Annotated in this window: 18 protein-coding genes and 2 riboswitches; of the genes, 10 read left to right on the top strand and 8 right to left on the bottom strand. The window is 68.3% G+C overall.

Annotated elements, in window-relative coordinates; genetic code table 11:
- The first annotated feature begins 4 nt into the window (after positions 1–4).
- Together SK095_RS00675 and SK095_RS00670 are read left to right on the top strand one after the other, a co-directional pair.
- Complete coding sequence (locus tag SK095_RS00675; RefSeq protein ID WP_320547550.1) at positions 5–3130, top strand: pilus assembly protein; 3126 nt, start codon at positions 5–7, stop codon at positions 3128–3130.
- Complete coding sequence (locus tag SK095_RS00670; protein WP_414153865.1) at positions 3127–3654, top strand: GspH/FimT family pseudopilin; 528 nt, start codon at positions 3127–3129, stop codon at positions 3652–3654. The genes SK095_RS00675 and SK095_RS00670 overlap by 4 nt, the downstream gene beginning before the upstream one ends.
- A 102-nt stretch (positions 3655–3756) precedes the next feature.
- Here the strand turns inward: SK095_RS00670 and SK095_RS00665 are convergent, their stop codons facing one another.
- Entirely contained in the window at positions 3757–4476 is a 720-nt protein-coding gene (locus tag SK095_RS00665; protein WP_320547548.1) for a murein L,D-transpeptidase catalytic domain family protein, read from the bottom strand.
- A 234-nt stretch (positions 4477–4710) separates the two neighbouring features.
- Here SK095_RS00665 and SK095_RS00660 point away from each other — a divergent pair, with 234 nt between their 5' ends.
- The 4 genes from SK095_RS00660 to SK095_RS00645 all read left to right on the top strand — a co-directional run bounded on the left by SK095_RS00660 (position 4711) and on the right by SK095_RS00645 (position 8911).
- Positions 4711–6318 carry a L,D-transpeptidase family protein gene (locus SK095_RS00660; protein WP_320547547.1) on the top strand — a complete coding sequence of 536 codons (1608 nt, stop codon included), beginning with the start codon at positions 4711–4713 and terminating at the stop codon, positions 6316–6318.
- Positions 6319–6378: 60 nt separating this feature from the next.
- On the top strand, positions 6379–7383 hold the full coding sequence (locus SK095_RS00655) for an adenosine deaminase (RefSeq protein ID WP_320547546.1): 1005 nt from the start codon (positions 6379–6381) through the stop codon (positions 7381–7383).
- A gap of 36 nt (positions 7384–7419) precedes the next feature.
- Positions 7420–7983 carry a phosphoribosyltransferase family protein gene (locus tag SK095_RS00650; protein WP_320547545.1) on the top strand — a complete coding sequence of 188 codons (564 nt, stop codon included), beginning with the start codon at positions 7420–7422 and terminating at the stop codon, positions 7981–7983.
- Positions 7984–8065: 82 nt separating this feature from the next.
- Positions 8066–8164: riboswitch (glycine riboswitch) on the top strand.
- Positions 8165–8266, top strand: a riboswitch (glycine riboswitch).
- A 24-nt stretch (positions 8267–8290) separates the two neighbouring features.
- Positions 8291–8911, top strand: a complete 621-nt coding sequence (locus SK095_RS00645) for a trimeric intracellular cation channel family protein (RefSeq protein ID WP_201486170.1) — start codon at positions 8291–8293, stop codon at positions 8909–8911.
- A 12-nt stretch (positions 8912–8923) separates the two neighbouring features.
- Here SK095_RS00645 and SK095_RS00640 read toward each other — a convergent pair whose 3' ends face one another.
- A complete protein-coding gene (locus SK095_RS00640) occupies positions 8924–9595 on the bottom strand; it encodes a phosphoribosyltransferase (protein WP_320547544.1) in 672 nt (223 codons plus the stop codon).
- A gap of 259 nt (positions 9596–9854) precedes the next feature.
- Here SK095_RS00640 and SK095_RS00635 point away from each other — a divergent pair, with 259 nt between their 5' ends.
- Positions 9855–10343: a BCAM0308 family protein gene (locus SK095_RS00635; RefSeq protein WP_136488452.1), complete on the top strand. Its 489-nt coding sequence runs from the start codon at positions 9855–9857 to the stop codon at positions 10341–10343.
- Positions 10344–10378: 35 nt separating this feature from the next.
- Here the strand turns inward: SK095_RS00635 and SK095_RS00630 are convergent, their stop codons facing one another.
- From SK095_RS00630 to ttcA, 4 genes are all read right to left on the bottom strand, one after another.
- Positions 10379–10897, bottom strand: coding sequence for a C40 family peptidase (locus SK095_RS00630; RefSeq protein ID WP_320547543.1), 519 nt, complete (start codon positions 10895–10897; stop codon positions 10379–10381).
- A gap of 100 nt (positions 10898–10997) precedes the next feature.
- The gene (locus tag SK095_RS00625; RefSeq protein ID WP_201486167.1) at positions 10998–11576 is read right to left on the bottom strand and encodes a C40 family peptidase; all 579 of its coding nucleotides are present in this window, start codon (positions 11574–11576) and stop codon (positions 10998–11000) included.
- A gap of 154 nt (positions 11577–11730) precedes the next feature.
- The gene (locus tag SK095_RS00620) at positions 11731–12402 is read right to left on the bottom strand and encodes a DNA-3-methyladenine glycosylase I (RefSeq protein WP_320547542.1); all 672 of its coding nucleotides are present in this window, start codon (positions 12400–12402) and stop codon (positions 11731–11733) included.
- 16 nt (positions 12403–12418) lie between these two features.
- Positions 12419–13243, bottom strand: coding sequence for a tRNA 2-thiocytidine(32) synthetase TtcA (gene ttcA / locus SK095_RS00615; RefSeq protein ID WP_136488456.1), 825 nt, complete (start codon positions 13241–13243; stop codon positions 12419–12421).
- Between the two features lie 191 nt (positions 13244–13434).
- On the opposite strand from ttcA, the gene SK095_RS00610 reads away from it, so the two are divergent.
- From SK095_RS00610 to SK095_RS00600, 3 genes are all read left to right on the top strand, one after another.
- Positions 13435–14028 carry a DNA-J related domain-containing protein gene (locus tag SK095_RS00610; protein ID WP_320547541.1) on the top strand — a complete coding sequence of 198 codons (594 nt, stop codon included), beginning with the start codon at positions 13435–13437 and terminating at the stop codon, positions 14026–14028.
- A gap of 161 nt (positions 14029–14189) precedes the next feature.
- A complete protein-coding gene (locus SK095_RS00605) occupies positions 14190–14789 on the top strand; it encodes a Yip1 family protein (RefSeq protein ID WP_136488458.1) in 600 nt (199 codons plus the stop codon).
- 155 nt (positions 14790–14944) lie between these two features.
- A complete protein-coding gene (locus SK095_RS00600) occupies positions 14945–15439 on the top strand; it encodes a SprT family zinc-dependent metalloprotease (RefSeq protein ID WP_201486164.1) in 495 nt (164 codons plus the stop codon).
- Here SK095_RS00600 and SK095_RS00595 read toward each other — a convergent pair.
- Positions 15430–16458, bottom strand: coding sequence for a glycosyltransferase family 1 protein (locus SK095_RS00595; RefSeq protein WP_320547540.1), 1029 nt, complete (start codon positions 16456–16458; stop codon positions 15430–15432). The genes SK095_RS00600 and SK095_RS00595 overlap by 10 nt on opposite strands.
- Positions 16455–17267 (bottom strand): UDP-2,3-diacylglucosamine diphosphatase, encoded by an 813-nt coding sequence (locus tag SK095_RS00590; RefSeq protein ID WP_201486162.1) that lies wholly within the window; start codon positions 17265–17267, stop codon positions 16455–16457. Before SK095_RS00590 ends, SK095_RS00595 begins: the two co-directional genes overlap by 4 nt.
- Positions 17268–17409 lie beyond the last annotated feature (142 nt).

Raw genomic sequence — 17409 nt, 5'->3', positions numbered from 1 at the left:
TCAGATGAAGCGCATGAACAAGAGCCTGCTGGGCGCCGCCCTGCTGACCGCCAGCCTGGGGGCAGCCGCCGAGGACATCGACCTGTTCGTCGGGGTGAAGTCGACCGACAGCAAGGACAACCCCAACGTCCTGATCCTGGTGGACAACACCTCGAACTGGAACACATCCAAACAGGACTGGCCCGGCGGCAAGCAGGCCGAGGAAGAGCTGCAGTCGCTGATCAACGTGCTCAACGCCCTGGACTCCAAGGTCAACGTCGGCCTGATGCTGCTGGACGCCCAGACCGGCGGCTACGTGCGCTCGGCGATGAAGCCGCTGGAGGGCGAGGCCAAGACCCAACTGATCGCCGACATCACGGACGTCAAGGCCAACTACAAGACCGTGGAAACCTCTTCGAGCGCCGACTACGACCGGGCGATGTTCGAGGTGTTCAAGTATTTCGGCGGCTATACCAGCCCGGCCAACGCCTATCGGGACATCGCCGGCAGCCCCACGGACAAGACCCATTTCGGCCCCTATCGCTACGCCGACATTCCCCTCAAGCAGACGCCCGACCCGGCCGCCTTCGTCGATGACGACAAGACCACCTACAAGCCGGTGGTTTCCAGCGACGAGTCATGCAAGGCGAAGAACTACCTGATCGTGCTGAGCAATGGCCTGCCCAAGGGCTCCAGCGCGGCGGGCACCATCCTGGCAGGGATCGGCGGCGACGCCAATCTGATCTATCCCGACAAGAACCAGGTGATCTATGCCGACGAGTACGCACGCTTCCTGTACCAGACCGACGTCAGCGCGGCCAAGGGCAAGCAGAACGTCGTCACCTACACCATCGACATCTACAAGGCCAAGCAGGACGTAGAAAACACCAAGCTGCAGCAAAGCATGGCACGGGCAGGCGGCGGCAAGTATTTCACCGCCACCAGCGCCACAGAGATCGAGACGGCGCTGAAGACGATCTTCTCCGAGATCCAGTCGGTCAACAGCGTGTTCGCCTCGGTGAGTCTGCCGGTGAGCGTCAATACCCAAGGCACCTATCTCAATCAGGTCTACGTCGGCATGTTCCGCCCGGATCCGGACGCCTATCCGCGCTGGGCCGGCAACCTCAAGCAGTACAAGCTGGGCATCAGCGGCAATACCCTGCAACTGCAGGATGCAGACGGCAAGGGGGCGATCAACAGCTCGACCGGTTTCATCACCGAGTGCGCACGCAGCTACTGGTCCCCCTCCTCGGTCAGCCTGCCGGGCTACTGGAGCAACGTCAGCAAGGCGATCAACGGTGGCTGCCTGGCGGTTTCCGGCTCCACCTTCGCCGACTACCCGGACGGCAACGTGGTCGAGAAGGGCGCACAGAGCTACAAGCTGCGCACCCTGAGCGGCAGTTCGGCACGCAACATGAAGACCTGCCCGACCAGCGGCTGTCCGGAGGCGCCGACGTCGACCAACACCACCCTGACCAGCTTCGACACCTCGACGGTGACCTCCATCGGCGCCAGCGAGGTGAACTGGGCGCGCGGCGGTGACAACGCGAGCGTCTCGGAATTCACCGACACCAGCGGCACCAGCACGTCAACCATCCGCCCCTCGGTGCACGGTGACATCGTGCACTCGCGGCCGGTGGCGATCAATTTCGGCACGGACGCCAGCAAGCAGGTGGTGGTCTTCTACGGCGGCAACGATGGCCTGCTGCATGCGGTCAACGGCAATCGCGACCCCGGCGACACGGCCTCGCCAGGCAGCAGCATAGGCGGTGTCGCCCCGGGCGGCGAGCTGTGGTCGTTCATGCTTCCCGAGTTCTACCAGGCTTCGACCAACCAGATCGCACGCCTGCGCGACAACACGGTGAAGATCAACTTCAAGGACCGCACGGTGCTCGCCGGAGAGACGGTGGCCAGCAAACCCTACGGTGTCGACGGCGCCATCACCGCCTACCAGGGAGCTTCAGCGACCTGGCTGTACGCGACCCTGCGCCGCGGCGGACGCGCGCTGTATGCCTTCGACGTGACCACCCCGCAGACGCCGGCCCTCAAGTGGCGGATCGGCTGCAGCGCGGACAGCTCTGCCTGCACCAGCGGCTTCACCCAGCTCGGGCAGACCTGGTCGTCGGCCAAGCCATTCAAGACCCAGGATACCGGCGACACGCCGCTGCTGATCATGGGCGGCGGCTACGATACCTGCGAGGATTTCGACGATGGCTCGCAGAACCACGACTGCGGCAGCTCGCCCAAGGGCAACCGCATCTACATGCTCAATGCCAACACCGGCGCACAGGTTCGAACCCCCTTCGAAACCCGGCGCAGCGTGGTGGGCGACGTCACCGTGGTGCCCGACAGCAACGGCAAGGCCAAGTACGCCTATGCCGCGGATACCGGCGGCAACGTCTATCGGCTGACGTTCGGCTCGGCCGAGCCGGACGACTGGAGCATCACCCGGATCGCCACGCTGGGCTGCGGCGCCGAAGGCAACTCGACCTGCGACATCAACCGCAAGTTCATGTTCGCGCCGGATGTCGTGGAACTCCAGGGTGAATACTACGTGCTGCTGGGCTCGGGGGATCGAGAGAAGCCGCTGGCCAGCTATGCGGCGGCCACCAAGGTGTCCAACTACTTCTTCATGATCAGGGACAATCCGTCCGACGCGAACTGGCTGACCCCCGAGTCGCTGCGCTGCGGAGGACGCAGCCGGATCTGCATGAACTCGCTGCAGGCCATCACCGGGACCGACACCCCCAGTGACTCCACCCTGGCCAGGAAGAAGGGCTGGTACCTGCAGTTCGCCGACAACGAGCAGGTGGTGACCAACGCCATCACCGTCTACGGCGTGGTCACCTTCAGCACCCACACGCCGGCGCTCTACCGGGCCGGGCAGTGTTCCAGCCTGGGAACGGCCAAGGTCTACAACGTCAACTACGCCAACGCCGCCCCCGCCAAGGGCACCTCGCGCCACTCGGAAATCGCCGGCGGTGGCCTGCCGCCGTCGCCGGTCGCCGGCATGGTGACGCTCGACGACGGCACCACAGTGCCGTTCGTGATCGGCTCGGACCCGGACTCCCCGCTGCAGGGCAGCTCGCCGAGCGACGGCGGCGGCCTGGTTCAGCCCAAGGCCAACGTGTTCTGGAACATCGAGGAATGACCATGGCGCGCGGAAGGTTGGCAAGGGCATGCCCGCGGCAACGCGGCTTCACCATGATCGAACTGATGGTGACGCTGGCCGTGCTGGCAATCCTGCTGGGGATAGGCATGCCGGCCTTCCAGGAGGTATCGCTGAGCACAACGCTGCGCTCCGAGGCCAACAAGCTGGCGGCAGCGGCGCAACTGGCGCGCAGCGAAGCGATCAAGAGCAATGCGGTGGTGCGGATATGCATATCCTCCGACGGCGCGACCTGCACCAGCGCCTCGGGCGCAAGCTGGGAGAACGGCTGGATCGTGATACGGGGCAGCACCGTGCTGCTCAGCCAGGCAGTAGCGAAAGACGGCTACAGGATCCTTTCCTCGGTCAGCCAGATCGACTTCCAGCCCTCCGGGGTCGGCGCTGGCCAGGCCACACTCAAGGTCTGCCGGGCTACCCCCTCGGTCGGCACTCAGGACCGTCAGGTAACCATCAGCGCAACCGGTCATACCAGCGTGGACAAGGGCAGCTCGGGTACCTGCTCGTGACAGGAGCCCGCCAGCTCTGCGACGCAGGCCAGAGGACAGGCGATGCAGCGACTGCAGGCGAGTCGAGGCGGGCCTTCAGGCCCGCCCCCGCCCGCAGCCCGATCAGCCCTCCGAATCCTTGCCGGCGGCGAGGATGGCCGCCACCCGCTGCGGTTTGCAGTTGAGGTAGGCGGAGGAGCGCAGCCACTGGCGGTCGGGGTACCAGGAAAACATGAACTGGCCGCCCTTGAGGCTGTCTACCACCATGCGCGCCACTTCCGGGCGCACCGCCGGGCAGCCGTGGCTGCGGCCGATGCGGCCGTGGCGGCTGATCCAGCGCGGGTCGACATAGTCGGCCGGATGGATGACGATGGCGCGCTCGCGGGCGCGGTCGTTGATGCCGGGTTCCAGGCCGTCCATGCGCAGCGAGTAGCCGTGCTGGCCGTGGTAGGTTTCCGCGGTGCGGAACAGGCCGATGCTCGACTGGTGGCTGCCCTCGGTGTTGGAGAAGCGGGTGGCGAAGTTCTCGCCGGAGCCCTGGCCATGGGCGACCAGCTCGCGCAGCAGAAGGGTCTTGCGCTTGAGATCGAATACCCACAGGCGCCGCTCCGTCGAGGGCCGCGAGAAGTCGATGACGGCCAGGCGGTCGGCCGGTTCGGAGCCGTTGTTGATCGCGCACTGCATGGCTGCCAGGGCATGGCGCAGAACTTTCTTGTTCAGGGTAGGCGCCGCCTTCGCCAGGCTCTGCTCCAGCGACGGAGCGCTGGCGGTGCTGGCCATCAGTGGCGTCGAGAAAGCCGCAACCGCTGCGGCCAGCCAGAGCGAACGAATCAGCCTGGTCATGGAAAAGGTGTCCTCTGTCTGCATGGCACGCCGCAACGACGCCGGCCAGCCCACGCTGCCTGCCGTCGTGACGGTCTGCCGATCCGTGACGCCCTGTCGTTGATTCTGCCGTCCTGCCTATGATCCGGCGCGCACAAACGGCGTTCTGCCATGCCGCTGCCCGGAAAGTCGGGCATTCTAGCAAGCAAACGTAGGTCTGGAGTCGAGCGCTTGTCTAAAAAACATACACCGTGGTTGGCAATCCTGCTGCTCGCCAGCCCATTTTCTTTTGCCGCCACTGCGCCGGAGCCGGCGGGCGGGACGCTGCGCCATGCCCTCGAGCAGCCGCAGCCGACGCTGGCCTGCGCCGCGCCGGCAGTCCACCTGACCGAGACGGAGCGCGCGGCCCTGCTCGAGTTCTATCGCCAGCATGCCTTCGCCCCCGTCTGGCAGGCCGGCGCCCGGCTGGCCGGCCTGCTGGAGCAGCTCGAACAGCTGAGCGACGACGGTCTGTCCCCCGACGACTACCAGGTGGCCACGCTGCGCCGCCTGGGGCAGCAGGCCAATGGCCAGGCGGCGCATGCCGACTGCGCCGACCTGCTGGCCAGCCATGCCTACCTGCAGGCGCTGCGGCACCTCGCCTGGGGCAAGCTCGACCGCGCCAGCGTGGAGCCGCTCTGGCACTCGCCGCAGGTCCAGCCCCCGCCGCGCCCGACGCTGCCGACGCCCCAGGCCGCCACGGGCCTCGACGACCTGCCGGCAACCTTCACCCAGGCCCGCCCGCAGCTGCCCGCCTACGCCAACCTGCGCCGCGCCTGGGCCGAGCTGCGCCGCCAGCCGCTGCCGGACTGGGAGACCGTTCCCGCCGGCCCGCTGCTGCGCCCCGGGCGCAGCGATCCGCGCGTGCCACTGCTGGAACGCCGCCTTGCGGCCGCGGGCTACCTGGGCGAAACGGCCACCAGCACCCGCCGCGCCGACGCCAGCGGCGAGCGCTACGACCCGCTGCTGGTGGATGCGCTGGAGGCCTTCCAACGCCGCCACCAGTTGCAGCCCGATGGCGTGCTCGGCCCGGCGACCCTGGCCGAACTGAACGTCAGCCCCGCCGCCCGCCGCGACCAGGTGCGGGTCAACCTCGAGCGCCTGCGCTGGCTGGCCCGCGAAATGGAGCCGACCATGGTGGTGGTGGATGTCGCCGGCGCGCGGATCGCCTTCCAGCGCAACGGCGAGGAGGTCTGGCAGGCGCGCACCCAGGTCGGTCGCCCCGAGCGCGCCACGCCGCTGCTCAAGTCGCGCATCAGCCACCTGACCCTCAACCCGACCTGGACGGTGCCGCCGACCATCATGCGCGAGGACAAGCTGCCGGAAATCCGCCGCGACATCGGCTTCCTCGATACCCACCAGCTGCGCGTGCTGGACTACCAGGGCAACACCCTCGACCCCCACCAGGTCGACTGGAACGATCCCCGCGGCATCCTGCTGCGCCAGGAGGCCGGCCCGAAGAATCCGCTGGGACGGGTCGCCATCCGTTTCCCCAACCCGTTTTCCGTGTACCTGCACGACACCCCCAGCCAGCACCTCTTCGACAAGCTGCCGCGGGTGTTCAGCTCCGGCTGCGTGCGGGTCGAGCAGGTCGTGCGCCTGCTCGATTACCTGCTGGAAGACGCCAGCCCGGCCCAGCGCGCGCGCTTCGAGGAGCAGCTGGCCAGCGGGCGCACGCGCGATTTCGGACTGCCGCAGCCGGTGCCCATCCTGCTCGCCTACTGGACGGCCGAGGCCGACCGCGACGGCCGCCTGCGCTTCCGCCCGGACATGTACCAGCACGACGCACGCATCCTCGCGGCCCTGAACTCTGTCCGTCCGTGATTGGCAGGGCCGGGCGCCCCGGCTATGTTTCGATAAACCAACCGCCCTCCCGGAGCACTCATGGATCTCGAGACCTACCTGCGCGCCCTGCCCAAGGCCGAACTGCACCTGCACATCGAGGGCACCCTGGAGCCGGAGCTGATGTTCGCCCTGGCCGCACGCAACGGCGTCGCCCTGCCCTGGGCCAGCGTCGAGGAAACCCGCGCTGCCTACGCCTTCAGCGACCTGCAGAGCTTCCTCGACCTCTACTACGCCGGCGCCGCCGCGCTGCTCCACGAACAGGACTTCCACGACCTGGCGATGGCCTACTTCGAGCGCGCTGCCGCCGACGGCGTGGTGCACGCCGAGCTGTTCTTCGACCCGCAGACCCACACCGCCCGCGGGGTGCCTTTCGAGACCGTGCTGGACGGCCTGGAGCGCGCCTGCCGCGAGGCGCAGAGTCGCTACGAGATCAGTTCGCGACTGATCCTCTGCTTCCTGCGCCACCTCAGCGAGGAGGACGGCTTCGCCACCCTGGAGCAGGCGCTGCCGCACCTGTCGCGCATCCACGGCGTCGGCCTCGACTCCTCCGAGCGCGGCCATCCGCCGAGCAAGTTCGCCCGCCTGTTCGAGCGCTGCCGCGAGCTGGGCCTGCACGTCGTCGCCCACGCCGGCGAGGAAGGCCCGCCGGCCTACATCGTCGAGGCGCTGGACCTGCTCAGGGTGGAGCGCATCGACCACGGCGTGCGCGCCGCCGAGGACCCGGCGCTGCTCGAGCGCCTGGCCCGCGACCAGGTGCCGCTGACCGTCTGCCCGCTGTCCAACGTCAGGCTGTGCGTGTTCCCGCGCCTGGCCGACCACAACCTGAAGAGCCTGCTCGACGCCGGTCTCAAGGTGACGATCAACTCCGACGATCCGGCCTACTTCGGCGGCTACGTGCTGGAGAACTACCGGCAGACCGCCGCGGCGCTCGGGCTGAGCCGCGCCGAGCTGGCATGCATCGCCCGCAACAGCCTGGAGGCCGCCTTCGTCGACGATGCCGAGCGCGCCCCCTGGCTGGCACGGCTGGAGGCGCTGGACGCCTGAGCTAGGCTGTAGCGAGTAAACTCCGGAGAGCCGACCATGGACAGCAAACCTGCCGGCGAACGCTTCCGCCTGTACTCGGCACCGCAGCTGGTAGCGGTGATCGACGCCATGGCGCGCCAGGCGGCAGCGCTGTTCCAGCCCAGCCAGGAGGTCGCGCTGGTCGGCATCCTGCGTCGCGGCGAGCCGCTGGCCGCACGCCTGCAACAGGCGCTGGTGGCGCGCGGCCTGCCGCGCTGGCCGCTGTATCCGCTGCACCTGAAGCGCTACGCCGACGACCTCAGCCTGCTGCACCCGGAAACCGCGCTGACCGAGAACCCCGACCTGGCCGCCCTGGACCTGGCCCGCACCCGCCTGCTGCTGGTCGACGACGTGCTCTACGAGGGCCACTCGCTGCTGCGCGCCTGCGCCTGGCTGGCCCGGCTGGGCGCCGCGGAGGTGCGCTCGGCGGTGCTGGTGGACCGCTGCGTCAGCCGCCAGCCGGTGCGCGCCGACATCACCGGCCTGCGCCTGCAGGTGGCGCCGACCGACATCATCGAGTGCAACGTGCCGCCCTACGAGAAGGAGTTCTGCATCGAGGTGCTGCGCCGGGCGCTGAACTGACGCGTCGCCCGGCCCCACCGTCGGGCCGGCGCAGCGCATTCGCCCGTCCCGGCTGGCAAGTTGCCGGCCGCGCCGTATAATGCGGCGCTTCGCAGGAGAGTGAGCGTTGCGGTCACCCCGAACGCTCCGCCGAAGGCGCAAACTCCCATAATCGCTCAGGCCCATGAACTGCGAAGATCCGATCACGCCAACTGGAGAGAGGTTGCTGCGGGCAACCCACCGAAGGGGCAAAGCGGTCGAACGGCCGCGAAAACTCTCAGGTACAGAGGACAGAGGGAGAGGCGATCCAGACTCGAGGAGTCCTCCCGTGATGCTCACCTATATCTACATCATCGCCATCACCGCCGAAGCGATGTCCGGCGCCCTGGCTGCCGGACGGCGCAACATGGACATGTTCGGCGTGGCGCTGATCGCCTTCATCACCGCCCTCGGCGGCGGCACCGTGCGCGACATGCTGCTGGGCAACTTCCCGGTCGGCTGGACCCAGCACCCGCCCTACATCTACCTGACCATCGGCGCCGGGCTGTTCACCATGCTGGTCGCCCGCTTCATGCACCATCTGCACAAGGTGTTCCTGGTCCTCGACGCCATGGGCCTGATCGCCTTCACCGTGATCGGCTGCAACGTGGCCCTGAAGCTGGAGTACTCGACCCCGGTGGTGATCATGGCCGGCATGATCACCGGCATCTTCGGCGGCATCCTGCGCGACATCCTCTGCCAGCGCGTGCCGGTGGTGCTGCGCCACGAGCTGTACGCCAGCGTGTCGATGCTGGTGGCCATGCTCTACCTGCTGCTGGAGCGGCTGGGCGTCAACCACGACCTGACCCTGCTGGCCTCCTTCGGCTTCGGCCTGGCCCTGCGCCTGGCCGCCATCCGCTGGTCGTGGTCGCTGCCGGTGTTCTCCTACCAGCCCGGCCGCTGGGAATAGGCCGGCGCGGCGCTACGGCGTCCGACTCCAGGCCTGGCGCAGCAGCTCCTGCACCTCGCCATCGCTGGTCTGGCCGAAGTCGCGGTACCACTCGCCGATCGACGACAGCCAGTCCGGCACCAGCGCGCAGACCACCTCGTCGACCAGCGGCTCGAGCATGGCGAGGGCCTCGGTGGAGGCCACCGGCGCCACCAGCACGATGCGCGCCGGCGTCTGCTGGCGTACTGCCTGCACCGCCGCGCGCATGGTCGAGCCGGTGGCCAGGCCATCGTCGACCAGCAGCACCACCCTGCCCCCGAGTTCAGGCTGCGGACGCTCGCCGCGGTACAGGCGGTCGCGCCGCTCCAGCTCCCGGCACTCGCGCGCCGTCACCGCCTCCAGGGCGTGCTCGTCGACCCGGCTGTAGCGCAGCGCCTCCGCGTTGAGCACGCGCACCCCGCCGCTGGCGATGGCGCCCATGGCGTACTCCTCGTGACCGGGCATGCCGAGCTTGCGCACCAGCAGCAGGTCGAGCGGCAACCCCAGCTCGCGGGCGATCTCCCAGGCCACCGGCACGCCGCCGCGCGGCAGGGCCAGGACGATGGCGTCCGGCTGGCCGCGGTAGCGCTCCAGCAGCCGGGCCAGGGCCCTGCCGGCCGCCACCCGGTCGGGGATGGGTACTTCGATCTGCGCCTTGTGCTTCATCGCCGTCTCCCGGCGGCGGCATGGAAGCGCCGCCTCGTCCTGCAAGCCTATACCGGGCGACGGCACCCGCAAGGCAGGCTCGTCTGAGGACGAATCGCTATCTCGAGCCACCTGCCAACAGCAAAAGCAACTAAGGCTGCCACCGACGGCTTGGCCATAATGGATCTGTCCGCCGGTGAGCCTTCCAGACTGGGACGGACACGCGTCCGGCGCAGGCAGGCTGCGGCCGGCAGAAGAATTCTTTCAGCGGGAGTCGGTGATGGACAAGCATCAGCAGGGCCACAAAGAAAAGCTGAACCAGCCTCAGCACCATGATCGCGACACGGCCCACCAGCATCCGGCCGGCGCCGCCCACTGCGCGGGCTGCGGCGCCTACTACAACGCCGGACGCTGGTCGTGGCAGCGCGAGGCCGGCAGCCAGCCGGAGAGCGTCACCTGCCCGGCCTGCCGACGCATCGCCGAGAACGATGCTGCCGGCAACGTCAACCTGTCGGGAGCCTTCCTGCGGGGACATCGCGAGGAAATCGTCAACCTGATCCGCAACACCGAGGAGATGGAGCGCAAGGAGCATGCCCTGGAGCGCCTGATCGGGATCAGCGAGGAAGGCGGCAAGCTGGTGGTCGGCACCACCGGTACGCACCTGGCCAACCGCATCGGCCATGCCCTGCAGGCCGCCTACGACGGCACGGTGAGCTACACCTACACGAACAACGAGACCCATCTGGACGTGAACTGGGAGCGCGACTGAGCCCCGGCAGCCGCGGCAGGGAGCGCCGCGGGCGCTCAGGGATTACGCGCCAGGCGGGCCCCGCCCAGCACGCGGCGCGCATCGAGGTAGCTCTTCTGCCAGTAGCCGTTGCTCAGGCTGTCGAGGCGCACCGTGCCGCCCGTGCTGGGCGCATGCACGAAACGGCCCTCGCCCACGTAGATGCCGGCATGACTGACCCGGCCGCCACCGCTGGTGGCGAAGAACACCAGATCGCCGGAGCGCAGCTGCTGGCGAGGCACCCTCGGCACGCGCAGGGCGCTCATCTCGCGGGTCGTGCGCGGCAACTGCAGCCCCGCCGCATCCCGATAGACATAGCCGATCAGGCCACTGCAGTCGAAACCGCTCTCGGGAGTGTTGCCGCCCCAGCGATAGGGGGTGCCGACCAGGCCGATGGCGCGGATCAGCACGTCCTCCGCCTCGGCGGAAACCGGGGGAAGCGACGAGCCGGCAGACGGGGGAAGCGGCGCCTGCGAGGAACAGGCCGCAAGCAGGAGGACAACGGCGAGACCGGCCAGACGGCTCGACACGGACATGATCGGCGGATCCTTGCGAAATTCCTTTTGACCCTAGACGGCTGGCCGCAGACTGCGCAAGCGGGAACGCAGTCCGGGTGCCGGCAACTTCAGCGCGCGATCACTCGTCGATGACGCGCTTGGCCATCAGGTAACGGCTGTTCCAGTAGTCGCTGGACAGCTTGTCCACCCGCACGCCACCGCTGCGGGTGCTGGAGGAGTGGATGAACTCGCCGTCGCCGATGTAGATGCCGGCATGGTTCACCCGCCCGCGGTTGGCGAAGAAGATCAGGTCGCCGGGCTGCAGGTCGTGGCGAGCCACCTTGGGTGCCGGCATCTTGATCATCTCGCGGGTCGAGCGCGGCAGCTTGATGCCGGCTTCCTCGCGGAACAGGTAGCCGATGAAGCCGCTGCAGTCGAAACCGGTGGAAGTCGAGGTGCCGCCGAAACGGTACGGGGTACCGATCAGCGAGAAGCCACGCACCAGCAGGTTGCTGAGAGCCGGCAGTTCGTAGGGCTTGTCGTCGAGCAGCTGCTCTTCGATGCTGCTCTCTTGCGCCTTGGCGGCGGCTTCGGCATCCAGCTCGAAGGACAGGCTGTGCGAGCTGGCATCGAGGCTGTGCTGCTGCGAGGTGCTGGCACAGGCGGTCAGCAGGAGGGCCAGGGTGATTGGCACGAGGGGTGCGAAGCGCTTGAGCATGGGCACGACCGTGTCGCTGAAAATTGATGATGCGCGACTATGCCGTCTATCGACCCCATTTGCAAATTTTATCGAGCAGAATGTGACTTCCTCTGCTACTTGCGCCGTCTGCGCGACCCACTGCCGCACCCCTGCGACAAAAAACTGAAGCTTTTCAGTGATTTACAGTGAAAGCCAGCATCATCGACAGCTGGCACAACGGCCGCCCGCTCTGCGTCTGCCAGGCGTTGAAGGCGGCCTGCACGGCGGCCAGATCGCGCTGGCTGCTCGGCGCCCTGTCGACGATACCCTGGGCCTTGAGCGCGGCGACCACGTCGTCGCTGGGGATGAAGGTGTCCTTGCCGGCCATGCGCAGGAAGCGCGGTGCGGACAGGCCACCGAGCTGGCTGCCACGCTTGCCCAGCTGCCGCCACAGGCCGACGATGTCATCGACCGGCCAGTCGGCCAGCCAGGCGCCGAAACTGCCGTGTTCGCGGGCGATGTCGAGGACGAACTGGGCGTTGCGCGGGACGCTCGCAAGCTTGGCCAGGTGGCGGATCAGCCGCGCGTCCTGCATCAGCCGCTCCAGATGCTCGGCGCCCATCAGCACCACCTTGTGCGGGTCGAAGCCGAAGAACGCCTCCTCGAAGGCCGGCCACCTGGCGTCCACCACGCTGTGCCTGAGGCCGGCGCGGAACACCCGCAGGCTGAGCAGCGACAGGTAGCGGTCGTCGCCGATCGCGCGCAGCTCGGCCGCCGACTTGGCCTGCGGCAGGTGCGCCTCCAGTTCGGCCGCCGAGCCGAAGCGGTTCAGGCAGTACTCGTGCAGCCACTGGTAGTCGCGCATGGCCGGCCGCTCCGGGTCAGAGGCTCATCACGTCGATGAAGCGCGGCGTGGCGTCGTCGTCGATCTTCAGGCTCTGGAAGTCGAACAGGTTGCGGTCGGCCAGCTGCGAGGGCACCACGTTCTGCAGGGCGCGGAACATGATCTCGGTGCGCCCCGGCGACTTGCGCTCCCACTCGTGGAGCATCTCCTTGACCACCTGGCGCTGCAGGTTCTCCTGCGAGCCGCACAGGTTGCACGGGATGATCGGGAACTCCTTGAGCTGGGCGTATGCCTCGATGTCCGCCTCGCTGCAGTAGGCCAGCGGGCGGATCACCACGTTGCGGCCGTCGTCGGAGAGCAGCTTGGGCGGCATGGCCTTGAGGGTGCCACCGTAGAACATGTTGAGGAAGAAGGTCTCGAGGATGTCGTCGCGGTGGTGGCCGAGGGCCATCTTGGTCGCGCCGATCTGGTCGGCGAAGGTGTACAGGGTGCCGCGACGCAGGCGCGAGCACAGCGAGCAGGTGGTCTTGCCCTCGGGGATCTTCTCCTTGACCACCGAGTAGGTGTCCTTCTCGATGATGTGGTACTCGACGCCGATCGACTTCAGGTACTCGGGCAGCACGTGCTCGGGGAAGCCCGGCTGCTTCTGGTCCATGTTCACCGCCACGATCTCGAACTTGATCGGCGCGACCTTCTGCAGATACAGCAGCACGTCGAGCATGGTGTAGCTGTCCTTGCCGCCGGACAGGCAGACCATGACCTTGTCGCCGTCCTCGATCATGTTGAAGTCGGTGACGGCTTCGCCGGCCAGGCGACGCAGGCGTTTCTGCAGCTTGTTCTGGTTGACCGAAAGGGTGCCCATGGTGGTGTGGAATCCGGTGCTCTACGAAAAGGGAGTGCGAAAGGGGAATGCGAAAACCAGCCATTTTACGCACAAACGCCCGCGCACCCCAGCCCCCTCGGCGCCGGCGGTCGCCGCCGCGGCCTGCGAGGCCGGTCACGTCCCGCGCAGGCGCGCCGTGGCGGCGCCCGGACGCATGCTAGGCTGCCCGCATGAACACTTCCTTCGATCCCGCCCTCGAGCTGATGGAGCAGCTGCTCGACCTGCTGCGCCAGGTGCCGGACGGCCTCAGCGAGCACCAGCTGATCCGCCGCCTGCGGGCGCAGCACTGCACCCACATCCCGCAGCTGCCGCTGGCCGACAAGCTGGTGCTGTACCGCACCCACTTCGTGCTGTTCAACGCCCTGTACCGCCTGCGCGACCGCCTGTGGCAGGAGCGCCGCGCGCATCTGGAGATCAGCCCGCTGCTGATTCGCCTGCTGCCCTGGCAGGAAGGCGTGCAGGGACTGACCGGGCACGACCCGCTGCGCAGCTACTACCTCGACGAGGCGCACCTGCGCGACACCACCGAGCGCGACGTCGAGCGCCTGCTGCAGAGCTTCTGGACCCGCATGCACGGCGGCGAGGAGCGCCAGGCGGCACTGGAGCTGTTCGACCTCGACGCCCGCGCCGACTACGCCGCCATCCGCCTGCGCTACCGCCAGCTGGTCAGCCAGCACCATCCCGACCGGGGCGGCAGCACCGCCCGCCTGCAGTCGATCAACAAGGCCATGGAAATTCTCGAGCGCTATTACAACCACCGCTGAGAGGCGAAATCGCTCTACCCTCCCCGGCCGCCGCCCGCGGATGCGCGCCTATACTGCGTCATAAGGTCGCAGAGGACGACCCGGCACCGGACGGCACTGGCCACGTGCCTCCGGCGCCTTGTCAGGGGCGATCCGCATATAAAACGAAGAGGTGTCCGATCATGATTCACCACGTCTGGGGGCTCTTCACCCATCCTGATCAAGAATGGCAAGAGATTCGTGGCGAGAAAGAAAGCATCAGCCATATGTATCTGAGCCATGTACTCATCCTGGCGGCGATCCCCGTTGTATCCGCCTACATCGGTACCACCCAGGTCGGCTGGTCGATCGCCGGCGGCGAGGCGGTGCGCCTGACCGAGTCGAGCGCGCTGCAGATGACCGTGCTGTCCTACCTGGCCATGCTGGCCGGCGTCGCCGTGATGGGCGCGTTCATCCACTGGATGTCGCGCACCTATGACGCCCAGCCCAGCCTGACCGACTCCATCGTGTTCGCCGCCTACTGCGCCACGCCCCTGTTCATCGGCGGCCTGGCGGCGCTCTACCCCAACCTGTGGCTGGCCATGGCGGTCGGCACGGCTGCGGTGTGCTACACGGCCTACCTGCTGTATGTCGGCATCCCCTCCTTCATGAACATTCCGAAGGACGAAGGCTTCATGTTCTCCAGCTCGGTGCTGGCCGTGGGCCTGGTGGTACTGGTGGCGATAATGGCCATCTCGGTGGTGCTGTGGGGCTTCGGCGTCGGTCCGGTGTACGCCAGCTGAAGCCGGTCCAGCAAGACAACCTGGCGTAGGTCCGGTCGAGTCCAACAAGAACAATCACGGACCATTCCACCTGAGGCCGCCTGCGGGCGGCCTTGCTGTTTGTGCCGCACGGCGCTGGCATAATCGGCGCCCACCCCCTCTGCCCCGTCCCGCCCATGCCCGAACAGCTGCTCGCCCGCGTCGAGGCCTGCTACCAGCAGGCCGAAGCCTTCTTCGCCCGCCGCTTCCCGCGCCCCGAGGTCAGCCTGCGCCTGCGCGGCCTCAAGGCAGGCGTCGCCCACCTCACCGAAAACCGCCTGCGCTTCAACGCCCAGCTGTACCGCGAGAATCGCGAACACTTCCTGCGCCAGACCGTGGCCCACGAGGTGGCGCACCTGGTCGCCCACCAGCTGTTCGGCGCCGGCATCCGCCCGCACGGCGGGGAGTGGCAGCGGATCATGACCGGCGTCTACGGCCTGCCGGCCGAGCGCTGCCATTCGTATGAAGTGCAACGCCGGCAGCGGCACTACCTGTACCGCTGCAGTTGCCCGGACGGCGAATTCCCCTTCACCGCGCAGCGCCATGCGCTGGTGCTGCGCGGGCGCCGCTACCTGTGCCGGCGCTGCAGGGAGACGCTGGTGTTCAGTGGCGAGCGCCTCGCTCAGCCCTGAACGGCTGCGGCTGCGCCGCCGGCCGTGCCGTCGCGGCGCGGCAGGTGGGCGAGGAACTCCGCCGCCGAGGCCTGCCACGACTGGCGCTGCGCCTCGGCCCGGCAGGCGTGGCGATCCAGCGCAAGGGCCTGCAGGCAGGCGCTGCGCAGATCCGCGTCCATCACCCCGCTGACGCCCTGGCGCAGCACGTCCAGCGGGCCGGCCACCGGAAACGCTGCCACCGGGGTGCCGCAGGCCAGCGCCTCGAGCATCACCAGCCCCAGGGTGTCGGTGCGCGAGGGGAACACCAGCACGCTGGCCGCCCGGTAGGCTTCGGCCAGCTGCGATGCCGGCAGGTAGCCGTCGAAGAGCACCTGCGGATAGCGCCGCTGCAGTTCGCCGCGCAGCGGACCGTCGCCGACCACCCGCTTCGCCCCCGGCAGCTCGAGCTCGAGGAAAGCCTCGAGGTTCTTCTCCGGCGCCAGGCGCCCGGCGTAGAGGAACAGCGGCGCGCCCTCGCCCGCCTCCAGGCGCGGCTGGAACTGGCGTAGGTCGACGCCCTTGCGCCACAGCGCAAGGCGCTCGAAGCCGCGCGCGGCGAACTCGGCCTGCAGGCGCTCGGTGCTGACCAGCACCGCCCGGCTCGGCCGGTGGAAGGCGCGCAGCCAGGCGTAGCCCCAGTCCAGCGGCAGCCACGGCCAGCGGCCGCTCACGTATTCGGGAAAGCGCGTGTGGATCGCCGTGGAGAACGCCCAGCCGCGCCGCCGCAGCCAGCGCCGCGCCGCCCAGCCGAGCGGCCCCTCGGTGGCCAGGTGCACGGCATCCGGGGCGAAGGCCTCGATCTTCGCGCCGACCTTCCAGACATCCCAGGCCAGCGGGATGGCCGCGTAGCCCGGGCAGGGCAGCGTGCGGAACTCCTGCGGCGACAGCACACCGACCTGGTGGCCCAGACGCTCCAGCTCCCCGACCAGCGCGCACAGGCTGGTGACCACGCCGTTGACCTGCGGCGCCCAGGCATCGCTGACGATCAGCAGCCTCATGTCAGCGTCTCCGCCAGCGGCTCGGCCGCGACCGGCAGCCCGCCGCCGGCGGCCAGGCGGTACAGCTCGATGCGCCCGTCCAGGTGTTCGATCAGCGCCGTGCACGACTCCACCCAGTCGCCGCAGTTGAGGTACTCGATGGCGCCGATGCGGCGGATCTCGGCGTGATGGATGTGGCCACAGACCACGCCGTGGAAGCCGCGGCGGGTGCACTCGTGGGCCAGCGCCTCCTCGAACTCGCTGATGTAGCTGACCGCGCCCTTGACCTTGTGCTTGAGCCAGGCCGACAGCGACCAGTAGCCGTAGCCCCAGCGCTGGCGCCAGTGGTTGAGCCAGCGGTTGAGGGTCAGGGTGACCTCGTAGGCGGAGTCGCCGAGGAAGGCCAGCCAGCGGTGGTAGCGGGTGATCACGTCGAACTGGTCGCCGTGCAGCACCAGCAGGCGGCGGCCGTCGGCGGTCAGGTGCTCGGCCTCGTCGACCAGGCGGATGTTGCCCAGCACCAGGTCGGCATAGCGGCGCAGGCATTCGTCGTGGTTGCCGGTGACGTAGATCACCTCGGTGCCGCGCCGGCTCATGTTGATCAGCCGGCGGATCACGTTGGTGTGGCTCTGCGGCCAGAACACCGAGCTGCGCAGCTTCCAGCCGTCGATGATGTCGCCGACCAGGTAGACCCGCTCGGGCGCATAGCCCTTGAGGAAGGCCTCCAGGCGCTCGGCCTGGCAATCGCGGGTCCCCAGGTGCACGTCGGAGATCCACAGGGTGCGCACGTACTGCTTGCACTTGGGCAGGAGCGGCTGGGCTAGGGTCATCGACGGCCTCCGGCGGGTTTGCCCCGATGGTGCGGCGCCGCCGTGTACGCCGAATGACAGCCCGGCGGCAGGGCGATGACAGGCGCCGGCAGACGGGTAAACTGGGCACCTTTGCCCGGAACCACCGCATGCCCCCGCACCT

Origin of the sequence: Pseudomonas sp. AN-1, assembly GCF_034057115.1 — a bacterium.
Lineage (GTDB): Bacteria > Pseudomonadota > Gammaproteobacteria > Pseudomonadales > Pseudomonadaceae > Geopseudomonas.
The sequence above is the reverse complement of the archived record's forward strand: the minus strand, read 5'-3'. Positions and strand labels throughout refer to the sequence as shown.